Source organism: Mesorhizobium sp. WSM4313, assembly GCF_002294725.1.
GTDB lineage: Bacteria > Pseudomonadota > Alphaproteobacteria > Rhizobiales > Rhizobiaceae > Mesorhizobium.
In genome coordinates this window covers 15,318-28,063 of sequence record NZ_NSFT01000023.1, presented here as the reverse complement: position 1 = coordinate 28,063, position 12,746 = coordinate 15,318, and the positions used below count along the sequence as shown (strand labels likewise).

Here is a 12,746-nt window from a genome sequence, read left to right as displayed (position 1 = left end):
CGCCGCCTGATCGCCTATTTTGTAGGACTCTTGCAGCGGGGCGATTTGACTGCCGAGCAACGCGAACTGGTCGAGCAGCGCTATTCGCTCTGCATATCCGAAGCTATTCGTCGGGGTCGGGAGCATGCCCAAAAAGGGCTGAAACTCTGCCTGTCGGCTTCAAGCCTTGATGCTTGGCTCCGGCGCCTTCGTCGCGCCGTCGAAAGACAGGCCCTCAACCGTGGCAACGCTGGCGACCGAGAGGGCCTCGGCTTCTTCGAGCAGCGTCGGGCCATAGTGGCCGTTCACTGCTCCTCGCGCATCAGCACGCGGGGCGGGCAATGTTCCTCGAGCGTCGCCCGGCTCAGGCGCAGCGCGGCGCGACAGTTGGGATCGTCTATTGGACTGTCGCTAATTTCGAGAAGTCTCGCGCCGTGGGGCTCGGCCAGACTGAATTCAAAGACGACGCTCTCCTCCTCGTCGATCACTCGGAACCAATGCTCCTGCAACGCTCTCGATGAGATTGGCCCGCCGGCCACGCGCTCGGCCGCCTTTCGAGGCCCGTCGACGTCCACCGTTTGCCCTGCGATGACCTTTTCGCCGTAAAGCTCTTTGACCTGGTAACGAGGCATTCTTGTCACCCCCGACGGATGGCTTTCGCCTCGAAATCAAGCGTTGCGCGGTCGTTGCCGTGTTTGTTGATCAGCTCGCGCACCTGTTGCGGCGTCAGCCGGATCTTCTGGGCGCAATACTCCACCTCGTAGTCCGCATCAGCCGAAACCCTAACGCGATCGCGGAAGTCGCGCTTGCTCTTGTCGTCTGCCATGTCGGTTCCACCTGAGCGGAGAAACACCGCCGTTGCCGCCTTGTTCCCGCTCTTTAGCCGGTGCGTGTCGCTGCGCCGGAAACATGGTGGAGCCTGTGGGATTCATGCTCAATTAGGACTCTTGGTATCACCTTCGTCGACCGATGGATGGCAAAGAGCACCTGCCGAACGCGATGACTGATGGCCCCGTCGCAGTAACCGACCCGCTGACGGAATTAATGGAATCGGCCGAGCAGGAAGGTATCCCGGCCGCCGAGATCAACGAGAAGTCGACAGCGTCTATAAAGTGATATTCGAAGCGATGGTGCACCGAGACGGCAGCCTAGTGGACTAGCGTAGACGGTCATCGTCGCAAACCGGTCACAACCAGCCACCCCGTATCAGAGTTCGGTTTTCGAACCTCAGTTTCGCCGAACCCCACCCCTTGCAAAGCATCGATAATCTCGGCCGGCTCGCGTGGGGTGAAGATATCTGATGGCATGTTCATCCGTCCATCTGCGCCTTGGGAAGGAAGCCTAACACGATCCGCCCGCAGGTATGAGAACTCGAGCCAACTCCGCAGTTCCGACTTCGAGGCTTTGCCAGAAGTACACTGTGTGGACGCTGAGGGCTTTGTCGAACGTAGCGTTCGGCAAGGGCAGTTTTTCAACTGTCCCGGCGTGAAACTCGGCTCGTTTGGCGTGCACCGCATCGGCGAACCGGCGAGAGGCGGCGCTGACCCCATCCCGGGAGCGGTCAACACCGCAAACGAATGACGCGCCACGGACAAGTCGCGGCAGTGCAGCGCCGCCGCCGAACCCGACTTCCAGCACTCGGTCCTGAGGCACCAACTGCAATTGATCGAGAGCGAAGCTGTTCAGCCGGGCGTTGCCCCGGTTCATACCAACGGGGACCAGCCAGCCGCCAATTCCAGCTGGCCACGAAAGCTGTTTTGCTATGAACCTTGGCGCCATCTCATACCCCACCCGTGCCAATCATAAGGCGGTTCGCCAGCTGCGAGCAACTATTCTGAGGTATCTGTTCTGCGGGCCGGACATCCATAAACGCGAACGGCAGAGATTGGTTGTTCCCGCCCGCCCTGCTGAGCCAAAGGTGAAACGAGGCGTTGGCTCGGCTGCCTGTAACGCTCGATCGCTGACATAGCCCCCAGCACTGTTCCAACCTGATTAGCTGTCAGTTCGAGTGGCTCGTGTACCGGCCGCTGATGCCAAATCGCCTGGCGCAAATCACGCAAGTCCACGGCTTGGCCACAGGTGGGGCATAACAGGAAGTGATCCAACTCCCCGGCCGGCTCGCCGTCGTGCCGCTGTCCGACAATCGGGCTCCGAGCTCTGAAATCTTCATCCTCGAAGCTTCTCCGCATCGCGTTCCAGCGTGCTCCGATCGTTGCCATGCTGCTTGATCAGATCTCGAACCTGTTGGACCGTCAGGCCCACCTTGTTGGCGAAGTGCCGAACCTCATAGTCCTCATCCGCTGATACCCGGTCACGGTCACGCGCACCGCGCTTGCTCTTGTCGTCTGCCATAGCTGTTCCTTCTGATGGTCAGAGAACAGCAGCGGGCAATGAATGTTTCCGGCGCTGGAGCTCCCATCGGGCCAGGAACTCCTATATGCAGCGACCGATGGATCAACATAAACGAGCCCTTGAGCGCGCATTCGAACTCGCCAAGTCTGGCGCATACGCCAGCTTCGGCGAGGTTCGCACAAAGATCAAAAAGGAGGGCTACGACATTCACCAGATGGATGGCCTGGCCCTTCGCAAACAGATTAATCAGATCATTCGAAGTGCGAGGGAGAATGCCCGCCGGATCTAAAGGCCGAAGCGTCCCACGTTAGTCGGGCGACTTATCACTAGCAAAGGCGGCCCGTATCAGACTGGGACGCATTCCAGGCATCAATTTTGCTTCGCCGGTCAAGGCGGAGACGAAATGATGACGCTTGCACGTGAACTGTTCGATGCCGATCTCTCCTTCCATTGCCCTGCGTGTGAGAACGCAGTGGTCCGAAAAGGATCTTGGATTAAGAGTTCCAAGGTCTTCATCTGCGAGGCCTGCAGTGCGCAAACGCGTCTTACATACAGGCTCAAGCTCGCTATCTTTGATGCGCATCTGCGACGTCAACCGTGATATCCGGCAGCGCACCGAAAGGCACCGTGGCTCAAGCTCGCTTTCTTTGTGCGCATCTGCGAAGCCAACGATGATCTCCGATAGCGCACCGAAGGCACCGTAACTAACGAGTATCTCCTGGCTTTCTGCGTCCATTAACCCGGCTAACGGAACTGAAACGACCCTTCGCTATTGAATCCAATTCGAGTGTTCTGCGTGGAGTGTCGATGCGTAAGCCTGCCGGCGGGGGCCGGTGACTCAGGTGGCAACTCATCCTCGCCTAATCGGTAAAATTTCTCCGGAACTGCGAAGACGCTGGAATGGGTTGGATGCCGCTGTCAAATCGAGCCGAGACAAAGCTTGGTCGTGGGCAGTTCAAGCTGCTTACGAGATGGAAGCAGCGACTGCGAACGTGTCTATGAACGGGGATCCAACGTGCCGTAGGCTGAAGAGCCTCGTCAAAAGCGCCTGGATGCTATCCAAGAGAATTTCCACCGGCGATCCGAACTATACGGCAACCAGCTAAATGGACCTGGCGGTGCCATCAGCAAGGCCGCGGAGTGCTTCTATAAGCAGCCATGAACAGCTGCCAAGGCAGCAGCAGTTCTCGTCAGCGCCGCAGGAGCACCCTAGCTTCAATCGGGACTTTCAATTCTGCTCCAGCGGCGTGTTGATTGCGGATCGTGCGCGTGGTTTCCGAGTTCGTGATGCTGGTGATGATCGTCGCGCCCTTGAGAACACGGTTCCGATGTTCGCGACGGTCATCCTTGTTCGACAACGTAGATTCCTCCGGGCGCAGCCAAAGCGCCGACCGTCCCCGAAGCCGCTTCCTTCTTATCACGCAATTGTCACAGAACGAACTGCGCATGGCGGAAAGCCCGCCGCCTTCTCACAGCGACTTTCCAACCGGCTGGAGGCCGAAGAGTGTCAAAACGGGCCTCCTGCCTGTCCACACTTCCGTCCTGCACGCCAGACTATCGCCGCGAAATCATCAGGCATAATTGGCGCAGATCGCGATCATAGCTGTCCTGACTGCCCAGCACATCGGCGCAACGCTTCTTCATCCGAGCCAACTGAATGCCCGACAGGCCAGAGACAGTGCTGGCCAACTTGGGGCTCGTCGAATTGGTCGGGCTCGTCGCGCTTGTCAGGCTGCTCGGATTGGCTCCGACCCCAAACCCGGCAGTAACGCCGTTGTCGACCCCAACATCGGCTCCGACTCCGATCCCATCGGTGCTGCCTACCGTAGCGCCTAAGCCAGCCGTCACGCCGCTGGCACCGTTCACTGTCGCCCCAGCGCCTGCGTTCACCCCATTGGAGTCGCCTAAAGAAGAACCGACTCCGGCGTTGGTGCCGCTGGATCCACCAATGGACGCACCGAGCCCGGCGTTCGCCCCATTGGAGCCGCCCAAGGAAGCTCCAGCCCCGGCATTAACACCGCCACTGCCACCGACAGATGCGCCGACGCCAATTCCGGCTGCATTTGCCGACACGCACATAACCGCGATCACTGCACCACCCGCCAATGCTTTAGCAAGTTTTCCGAAGATGCTGCCCATGACACTCTCCTGTGGGTATTTTACGAACTTGCAACAAGCCATTTGCCTGTTTCAAATTAGTACGCGCTAAGGAACGGAGGGTTTCCTCACAGGAAGACGAGCCGCGGGATGTGGTTTCTTACAGGCTAAAAATATGCTTCGGATTTTAATGTCTTTTTTGTCGTGCTGTCCAAGCCCATCTGCCATCGCTGGCTCGGTGCAAGGCCGAGAGGCTGATCTCCGGCGAGCCTGTGGTGCACCACGTAGACCGAAATGCCAAGATATGCCGGAAGGTCGCACTCAGGACCCCGTTGAGGAATCACCGCGTCGAGCGAATATGTTTGCGCCCCGGTGGGTCGAGTCTGTGGAGCAGCACCCGGTTCCGGCCGGTTTGCTTGGCCAAATAGAGTGCGGCGTCCGCTTGACGCTGTAACTGCTCCGGTGAAATGGCCTCGTCAGCAGTCTGAACTGCCACGCCAATGCTGAGAGTGACGCTGCGCGAAACGCGGGATCCGGGGTTGGGCAAAGCGGCGGCCTCAACGCTTTTACGAACCCGCTCAGCTACAGAGACGGCCTCTTCCTCGGTTACCCCGGGCAGGAGCACGAGGAACTCTTCGCCACCGTAGCGGGCCACATGATCTCGATCGCGCCTGACGTTTTCCTGGATAATATTGGCGACCTCCACCAGACAGCGATCGCCCTCGGAATGGCCGAGATGATCGTTCAGCTTCTTGAAGTGATCAATGTCGCACATCAGCATCGCCGCACCGTCGAGACAACGTTTGTCAGTTCCCCACAAGTGCTCGAGTGTTTCAGTCATCCAGCGCCGGTTGGCGATGCCCGTGAGCGGATCGGTCTTCGCCAGCAATTCCAGTCGATCGTTCGCTTTAGCCAATTCGGCGACCCTGCGCCGGTCGCGTACCTCAAACAGGAAAGTCTTCTGAGCGAGAATTGTTATGATGCGCCGTGCTGCGACGGTCGCGAAGACACCGCTGGCGAAGAACAGCGTTCCAGCGACGGCGCTCCCATGCTCGATGGCCGGATTCTGCACCTGAAACAGGAGATATAGTCCGAGCGCCAGCGCCGCAATCGTGACCGTCCAGGCCAGCGGGATACCGAAGATGATGATGGCGGTAATAGCCACGAACAGCATGACGTTCAATTGCCGTTCATAGAACTCGCCGCCAGCGCTTACGCCGACCAAGGCAACCGATAACAGGATCAGGAACATACCTACAATCCGCGAAGCCCCTTCGAGCCAGGACGGGCGCGGCTTTCGCCATGCGAGAACCATAGCGACGACGACGGGCGGGATAATAGCGCCAGGCAGCAGCATAGATTGCGCGATTGCGGTTGGGAGCATCAGCATGTTGAGCGCCAGCGTCAGCATATCCAACACGGCCACCCAGATCATCCAGGCGCGGATGATCTTCGCCGATTGCGGCCAGACTCGTGCGCGAAACAGACGCTTGATCTCACCTTTGAGGCGGATATCGCGCGTTCGACGCGCCAGAAGCCGGTCGACCTCGGCAGCTAAAGCAGGGTCATCCTGCACATCGAGGTGCATGAGATCTGACACAGTCGATAGACCTTGCGCTTTCTCCATCAACCCTTCGAAGCCCTTTCGGAGCTCGGCAAGGCGATAGCCTGTCAAAGTATCCTGAAGATTCAGTAAGGCCGGGCGGCGTTTTTCGGCTAAGGGAAGTTCCTATTCCGTTCGCCCCCCACTTGACGCAGCGTTAGCTGATCGATCAAATTTTAACGATGCGCGCCCATGGACCACTTTGGTTCTCGCCACCGATCCCGGTGAAGACCCCTCGGATCGGCATTCGCCATGAGATCAACAATGTGCAAGCTGCCGCTGAGAACCTGCTCGAGTGGCCCAAGCGAGGTCGCAACTGGAACAAGGCCGTGAAAGCTTGTCTAGCCGCCCTTGCGGGCGATGTACCTCCCGAGGACGTCCGCGTCGCATTCGAGGCTGCGGCGCGCGAGGAAGGCATGCTTTTCGATTGATAAAAAAGAAAAGCCCGTTGCAGCTAATGAGCGTAAGCGTCGGGCTTCCTGCGATAGGCAGCTACACCTAGGCGGATCGCCTGCATCTCCTAAATCGCCAAGTGATTAATTCGTTCCATAATGGGACATTTTGTTCCGATGCCTATGGAACCGAATCCAAGTCTGGAAGTTGCGGCCGCTGGGGGAGAGGGAATCCCGGCCGATGTCAGATGGAAATCAGACGATACCAGTCGTCCAGAGGCTCGTTCAAGAAACCGGCATTGCTGAGGCGCAAGCCCACGAACTTGCCCTCCTGATCGGATTGAATTGGAACTCGCTAATGCGAGAGGCAAAGCTCCTTCAGGCTGGGGCAAGGGCCGAGGTCACCCAGGACAGGCGCCCGCCGAGGATTGACGCGCTAGCGACGGAATTCCTATCGTGACCACCAGTCCGCCAGCCCGGAGTGCCCTCCTTGGAACGGTGCTGCGGGCCGTGAGGGTCGGTTCGCCGGTAGACGGTCCGACCCTCTTCCTATTTCACGCAGATTTTGATTTGATTTTCCGCGAGCCTTGACCCAACGATGTGCTCGGGTTGTAGGGTGGAGTTGGGCTGGTGGACGTTCCAGCCGATCACAGGCGAGCGAGCACCTCTAAAGAGCTGGTCCATGCAGCGCTCCTAAACGCGCGGTTTGGCGAAACGGTGTCGATCAAAGAAACCATCGCGGCAGTTCGAGCAGTCGATCCCGAACTCACCGACACGGATTGCCAACTCACCCAAATTATCACGTTCGAGGCGGTATTCCTTGGCCGTTTCGTCGCCTTCGACATGCACGAACAGATGCGACCCCATGGCGTCCTTTTGGTTCCCGCCATTCTCGACAAAACCAGCTGACCGCGCGGCCGCTATGAGGTGAACAACGAGTAGGCAGCCGCTGAAGACCTGCTCGAATGGTCTAGCGCGGCTCCAAATGGAACGCGGCGCGGGGACAGGTCTCGCCGCTCTAGCTGGCAAATTGCGCCCTGATGAGGTCCGCGGGGGACGAGGCTGCGGCGAGGTGGAGGGTATCCTGCTGGAATGATGCGAATGGCCGATTTCCTATGCGGCGTGTTGCATTGTCCACTGCGGCCGAGCAGGAGCCTGATTGTCCTTGAGACTCTTTCATGGACTGAGGACCTATCTCACGTGGGCTCAGTATCAGCGGAACCATCGGGCGATTGAATCCTTCTCCTAAAAAGGGGCGATTGAATCCTTCTCCTAAAAAGGAGAGTTTCCGTGAAACATGCCGAAATCGACGTTCTGGAAGTTGGCTGGCTGCTGGCGGTCCCATTTTCCCTCGCCATGGTCGTTTTGATGGCCGGGCTGGTGTTGAGTTGATGGCCCACAAAGCTCGACCACACACCCCTAATCTGACGACGCTCGCTGGCCGTCAGAGACACCAAGGCCGGGCGTGTGCAGCAGTCCAGGATCACGGTGGGCGCTACCGGCGTGCGTTTCGGCATTCTTCGGATCGGGCATCAGCTTCGATGCAGAACCAGCGCTCCCCGCTGCCAGTGGAGATCGCTGTCCGGCCGTGAAACTGAGAGATATCCCGACCGGCCTTGCTCGATGGCATGAAAGAATGTCCCGAGTTACTGCGGTTCACTCGGCCTCAATTATACCCTGACGCTGGTTAGAACCAAACAGGTCCCACGAAATGCCGCTCGGGCTCCATCAGAACGAAAAGCTTACCGAGTTGCTGAGAGGCCAATTCTCCAACGAGGCGGTCCGGCGACATTTGCGCGGCTTGCCAATCTTTCGCGTTGAAAGGCGGCTTCCAGGTCGAGTTCAAAGACTCCTATATCGGCTAGCACGGAAAGACGACGGCGGCCCAAGGACGTAAGCTGAAGTGTGACGTGTCGTTGGTCAGGCGGGTGAAGCGGCGCCTTTCAACCTGACCCACTACGCGTCCAGTCGGTCAGGAGCCCGACATGTCGGGCGAATGCACTACTCGATCTGGGTGCAGAGACCAGCCGCTTACAAACGACCGTAAGCGTCCGGACGCTGCACGTCTGTGCCGATCTTGACATGAATCCTGGATTTACCCACTCAGGGAAGCAGCACATCGGAGCGGCAGCCTACTCTCCAGAAGCCTCCGATTTCGCGATCACTGCTTCAGCACGCTCTATCGCGGCACGGAGTTCATCGCTCTGCCATGTATCGGTGGAATGGCCATCATCGACCGACGAGCGTGGGTCTCGCTCGCGCGTGAAGTCAGCTCACGAAGCGCGGCAATGACCTCGGCAAGCAGTTCTGCATCTGCTCCGTTTTGGGAAGACTGCGTCACCTCTTCATCTCCATTGCATCGCAGCTATGGTCTATCAAACGGGTTCGTCACAACATGTGGCGATCGCTATTGGCCCTTCGTCAAACTTCGTCGGTCGGCGAGAGCTTGGCTTTGTTCAGGCGGTGCCTGCGGACCCTTTGGGTGCTCAGTTCCACGGCAGGAGTTCGTCGAGCCGGTTGATTGGATGCCATCGATCAGGTGAGCACATCGCGCAGCCAGGCGCAGGGCTCGACTCCATTAAGCTTGCAGGTTTCGATCAGCGAGCACAGCACCGCCCACCGATTGCCGCCACCGTCGCTGCCCGCGAAGAGGTGGTTCTTGCGGCCGAGCGCGACACACCTAAGAAGCCAAAGGGATGTCAGACCTAAGGAAATACCGAATAGCGCCATCCGCTTTCTCAAATTGGCCGACGGAACGCTGATAGAGGCAAGAGTGTTCGATTTTAATGAGTTGCTAGATGCCAAGGCAGAAGCGCCCCGCCGACGTGATCGGCAAAGCCGTCCGTGTCATGCGCACTGCCACTGGCGAGGAACCGACGACACGCCAGACGATGGCAAGAGCGCCGCCGCCAAAGAGCTTGGCTCCAAGAGCGGGAAGAAGCGCGCCGCCAACATGACGCCGGAGCGGCGTGCCGAGATCGCCAAGAAGGCGGCGGAAAGCCGCTGGCGGAAATAGTCCTAGATATCCATTTCGGTTTGCTGACCGAAAATCCTTCGCACGTGTTTCTCATAATCGGCGCGACTGCTCGAAACTTAGGCGATGCCAAGCAACTGACCTAGATGCTGGCGAAGCGCTTTGACGCCGACATCAGAAAGAAACTGATGAAGTTTCTTGCTGCGCTCTCTTCTCTCAGCCTTCTGCGCTCGGGTCAGGCCGAGAATAAGACGCTGAAAATGACGCCGGCGATGGCCGCCGGCGTGTCAAAGGCACTATGCTCGATGGAAGACCTTTGCGAGAAGATGGACGCCATTGCGCCGAAGCTAGGCAGTCGTGGCCTCTATAAAGAAGGCAGCTTAACGGGGACCAGCTCCTTCTGTCTGAGTTGAGGACTAAGTGGGTGGTCGATCCCTCAGGGGCGTTAGCCATTTGCCGGCCCGTCGTTTGGTCTTTTGTGGGACTAGCGGCGGGCTTTTTCATCGGACCTCAGTCGAGATGAAATGGTCTCGAAGCTGACCCTTTTCGGGTGTATCATCATCAAGTCGTCCATAGGGGTGGAGGCAGACGAGCATGTCAGCTTACGGAATCGCGGATTCGGCCCAACTTGGCATTCTCACAAAAGCTTTGAACGACTACTGCGCAAGGCATCCCATCGCCTGCAAGGATGAGGGCGAGCGGGACCGGATAGCGCTCAAGGTCATGTGCCTTTTCAGACGGGGCATTGAAGACCCTGAGCGCCTGTCGGAAGAGCTTGAGCGGGTAGAGGCTAGTCACTAGCCTCTCTGGATAGCCCGGCCGCCGAAATCCTGTGTCACCTAGATTGAGGGAAAGGCCGGGCTATTCATCTTCCGCCACGCTAGGGGCGCGCTGATCGCATTCTAGGAGGGTCTCACATGTGCTCTTTGGGTTCAGGAATATACACAATGGGGCCGAGCGGTTCGGTCTGCGACATCAGGCAGCGGCCCGCACGCGCAGCGTTTCGGGCGCCGGCAGGCGTACGAACGTCCCCGATGAACGGGTCGACAGGCAGTTCTATAATTGGCCGCCGACTGAGGTTCTTGGAAGCTTTTCGAAGTTTCCGGGTCGCGCCTCAGCCTGAGTTACAGGCGCTTTTAAGGCCGGAAAGGGGGTTCGGTTTTCGGGCAGTTTGGGAGGCATCGAGTGAGGAGGCCACGGACGTTTGGGCTGACTGCACTCCCTCCTGAGCTGCCGTTGCTGCCGTTGGCCGAAGGGACGGGAAGTCGGGAAACGGACAGCCAGCTTTCGGTTAATCGGGAGGGCGTGAGACCGGTTTCGAGTACCCAATTAGCATGCGAATGCGTCGAGCCGGCTTTTTAGCCGCTACTTAGATCGTGAATGGCCGGCTGTAGACCGTCAGGCGTGATATCAACCGTCGCAAGCGTGATCGGCAACTTGAAACGACGGTGACCGGCACTGCCCGGATTAAGGTAGAGCACACCGCCAACGGTTTTGAGTTTCGGCACATGGGAGTGGCCCGACACGACCATGTCGATACCGAGTGCTGCTGGTGAGAGCTGCAGTGTTTTCAGATCATGGTGGACGTAGAATGTTCGGCCTGCCAGCCGCACCAACGCCGTATCGGCGTAGGTCGCAGCCCACTCAGCTGTGTCGACGTTTCCTCTGATGGCGGTAACCGGCGCGATCTGCTGAAGGGCGGTGATGATTTCAGGACTGCCGATGTCGCCGCCATGGATGATGTGGTTTACCCCGGCCAGGCGTCGTTCCGCCTCAGGCCTCAGCAGGCCGTGCGTGTCAGAGATGATGCCTATCCTGAATGTCATTGACGGCCGCTATATGGTGAGCACATCGAGATCGGCCGCAATACGGCTGTTCGGAAATGCTCGCGCGGCTTCCGCGAGAATTTCTTCGGCGGCATAGCGGCCGGAGATATGCGTAAGAATGAGTTGCTTCACGTTGCTCGTCGCTGCCAGAGATGCTGCCTGCGCAGCCGTGAGATGACCATAGTCGCGCGCCATGGCCGCATCTCGTTCCAGGAAGGTGGCCTCGATCACCAGAAGATCGGCGCCGCGGACATGTTCCGCGAGCACATCTGTATCGCGGTGACGAACCTGAAAGCAGGCGATCACGAATTCGTCCGCGTCGAAAAACCGGCCGGGCGTCAGCGGCTCAAGCGTTAGTGGCATCGGCGCTCGTCCTTCACCCCACAGACCAGCGAGCATGCGGACAACGACATCGAGGGTGTCCGAGCCTCCATGGACGGTCAGGAGATCGTCGCTTTGCCGCAACCGGAGTGTCGAGAACAGGCCCGGGATCCCAAGGATATGGTCGAAATGGGCATGGGTGAGCAGTAGGCGATGAAGCCGCCTGAAGCCGGCGCCGCTGCGCAGCAGCTGGCGTTGAGTGCCTTCCCTGCAGTCGACTAGAATCCGGTGGCCTCCGGCCTCGACAAGCAGGGCAGGGTGATTTCGCTCGGCAGAGGGTACGCTGGCCGAAGTACCAAGAAACGTCAGTCTCAAAATCATGGAGGTAGTCTAGCCCGCGAGCTATGAGGCCTCAAAGCGGGCAAACAACGCCTTCCCACGCTGCCAGTCTGCCGTGGCCGTCTTTGACTATTTTGAGGCCACGCCATGCTCAGACCTTATCCCCCAGATTTGACCATCACCGTGGACGAGGTCGCGTCCCGGTCATTGGTCTTGTCGGGCGTCTTGGCCTCCGCCTCTCGGGTGTCCCGCTCTTTGTCCTTCCGGGTTTCGTGCCCGGCATGTCCCGCGATGATTTTGATCTCATATGCTTTGTCCTCTTCGGTTGCTCAACCCGAAACAGGGCGGGGTGAATTAGGTTCTGCTGGCTCCGTCTGACAGTGGGACAGCAGCAGAAAGGTATCTGTTATTCAGGCGACCCTGTCGATGGGAGTGGATCTCGATCTCGCTATAGCCTGGCATTGGGTTCGGGTCACCGCCTCACCCTAGGCAACGGCGTCCGCCATGTCCTTGGCGTTCCAAAACCAATGGCCGGCGACGAGGGAACTCGTTTCATCGAAAGGTCCGTGGATCACGGTGCGGTCAGCGCCAAGCCACTGTCAAAGGTTGCTGATTGCCTCGACGGTCGCACGGAACGGCACCGGTTTCTGCAGGCGCGAACCTTCTTGCAATTCAGCGGGGATCACTTCGGGGTCGTACCTGGTCGAACTGGCGATGGGGTGGCAGATGTAACGATTACAGATCATTGCTGGAAGGCCGGTTTTCTGGCGCTTGCCCGGGTCCAGGCTCTCCTAACCCGCGAAGCCAACGATGGCGACACGTTGCGCGACTTCATCTAGGGCGAGGGCCCTTGCGACGGGCAG

16 protein-coding genes and 1 pseudogene are annotated in these 12,746 nt (G+C 58.7%); 7 read left to right on the top strand and 10 right to left on the bottom strand.

Annotated elements, in window-relative coordinates:
- Positions 1-159: 159 nt before the first annotated feature.
- The 3 genes from CK219_RS32670 to CK219_RS28585 are packed head-to-tail and all read right to left on the bottom strand — an operon-like array spanning position 160 to position 805.
- Positions 160-288: a hypothetical protein gene (locus tag CK219_RS32670; protein ID WP_280950929.1), complete on the bottom strand. Its 129-nt coding sequence runs from the start codon at positions 286-288 to the stop codon at positions 160-162.
- Entirely contained in the window at positions 285-611 is a 327-nt protein-coding gene (locus CK219_RS32435; RefSeq protein ID WP_245340644.1) for a hypothetical protein, read from the bottom strand. The genes CK219_RS32670 and CK219_RS32435 overlap by 4 nt, the downstream gene beginning before the upstream one ends.
- Before the next feature lie 5 nt (positions 612-616).
- Positions 617-805, bottom strand: a complete 189-nt coding sequence (locus CK219_RS28585; RefSeq protein WP_095769903.1) for a DUF3606 domain-containing protein — start codon at positions 803-805, stop codon at positions 617-619.
- A 143-nt stretch (positions 806-948) separates the two neighbouring features.
- Between CK219_RS28585 and CK219_RS31875 the strand changes: the two genes are divergently transcribed.
- On the top strand, positions 949-1,095 hold the full coding sequence (locus CK219_RS31875; protein WP_176477181.1) for a hypothetical protein: 147 nt from the start codon (positions 949-951) through the stop codon (positions 1,093-1,095).
- A 1,050-nt stretch (positions 1,096-2,145) separates the two neighbouring features.
- On the opposite strand, the gene CK219_RS28570 is transcribed toward CK219_RS31875, so the two are convergent.
- Positions 2,146-2,331: a DUF3606 domain-containing protein gene (locus CK219_RS28570; protein ID WP_095769901.1), complete on the bottom strand. Its 186-nt coding sequence runs from the start codon at positions 2,329-2,331 to the stop codon at positions 2,146-2,148.
- A gap of 85 nt (positions 2,332-2,416) precedes the next feature.
- On the opposite strand from CK219_RS28570, the gene CK219_RS28565 reads away from it, so the two are divergent.
- Positions 2,417-2,620 carry a hypothetical protein gene (locus CK219_RS28565; RefSeq protein ID WP_095769900.1) on the top strand — a complete coding sequence of 68 codons (204 nt, stop codon included), beginning with the start codon at positions 2,417-2,419 and terminating at the stop codon, positions 2,618-2,620.
- A gap of 901 nt (positions 2,621-3,521) precedes the next feature.
- On the opposite strand, the gene CK219_RS28555 is transcribed toward CK219_RS28565, so the two are convergent.
- From CK219_RS28555 to CK219_RS28545, 3 genes are all read right to left on the bottom strand, one after another.
- Positions 3,522-3,689 (bottom strand): hypothetical protein, encoded by a 168-nt coding sequence (locus CK219_RS28555; RefSeq protein WP_348628355.1) that lies wholly within the window; start codon positions 3,687-3,689, stop codon positions 3,522-3,524.
- Between the two features lie 196 nt (positions 3,690-3,885).
- Positions 3,886-4,470 carry a hypothetical protein gene (locus CK219_RS28550; protein WP_095769935.1) on the bottom strand — a complete coding sequence of 195 codons (585 nt, stop codon included), beginning with the start codon at positions 4,468-4,470 and terminating at the stop codon, positions 3,886-3,888.
- A 298-nt stretch (positions 4,471-4,768) separates the two neighbouring features.
- Positions 4,769-6,016 (bottom strand): diguanylate cyclase, encoded by a 1,248-nt coding sequence (locus CK219_RS28545; RefSeq protein ID WP_095769934.1) that lies wholly within the window; start codon positions 6,014-6,016, stop codon positions 4,769-4,771.
- Between the two features lie 197 nt (positions 6,017-6,213).
- Here CK219_RS28545 and CK219_RS28540 point away from each other — a divergent pair, with 197 nt between their 5' ends.
- Positions 6,214-6,462 carry a DUF982 domain-containing protein gene (locus CK219_RS28540; RefSeq protein ID WP_095769898.1) on the top strand — a complete coding sequence of 83 codons (249 nt, stop codon included), beginning with the start codon at positions 6,214-6,216 and terminating at the stop codon, positions 6,460-6,462.
- A gap of 591 nt (positions 6,463-7,053) precedes the next feature.
- A complete protein-coding gene (locus CK219_RS28530; protein ID WP_245340643.1) occupies positions 7,054-7,332 on the top strand; it encodes a hypothetical protein in 279 nt (92 codons plus the stop codon).
- A gap of 1,577 nt (positions 7,333-8,909) precedes the next feature.
- Here the strand turns inward: CK219_RS28530 and CK219_RS28520 are convergent.
- Positions 8,910-9,108, bottom strand: a pseudogene (locus tag CK219_RS28520) (transposase domain-containing protein); the annotation flags it as partial.
- 88 nt (positions 9,109-9,196) lie between these two features.
- On the opposite strand from CK219_RS28520, the gene CK219_RS28515 reads away from it, so the two are divergent.
- Together CK219_RS28515 and CK219_RS28510 are read left to right on the top strand one after the other, a co-directional pair.
- Positions 9,197-9,439, top strand: a complete 243-nt coding sequence (locus CK219_RS28515; RefSeq protein WP_245340642.1) for a hypothetical protein — start codon at positions 9,197-9,199, stop codon at positions 9,437-9,439.
- 104 nt (positions 9,440-9,543) lie between these two features.
- Positions 9,544-9,810, top strand: coding sequence for a hypothetical protein (locus tag CK219_RS28510; protein WP_095769895.1), 267 nt, complete (start codon positions 9,544-9,546; stop codon positions 9,808-9,810).
- A 945-nt stretch (positions 9,811-10,755) separates the two neighbouring features.
- Here CK219_RS28510 and CK219_RS28500 read toward each other — a convergent pair.
- A complete protein-coding gene (locus CK219_RS28500; protein ID WP_095769893.1) occupies positions 10,756-11,223 on the bottom strand; it encodes a metallophosphoesterase family protein in 468 nt (155 codons plus the stop codon).
- A gap of 9 nt (positions 11,224-11,232) precedes the next feature.
- Positions 11,233-11,922, bottom strand: a complete 690-nt coding sequence (locus tag CK219_RS28495) for an MBL fold metallo-hydrolase (protein ID WP_095769933.1) — start codon at positions 11,920-11,922, stop codon at positions 11,233-11,235.
- Between the two features lie 488 nt (positions 11,923-12,410).
- Between CK219_RS28495 and CK219_RS32760 the strand changes: the two genes are divergently transcribed.
- Entirely contained in the window at positions 12,411-12,722 is a 312-nt protein-coding gene (locus CK219_RS32760; protein WP_095769892.1) for a hypothetical protein, read from the top strand.
- Positions 12,723-12,746 lie beyond the last annotated feature (24 nt).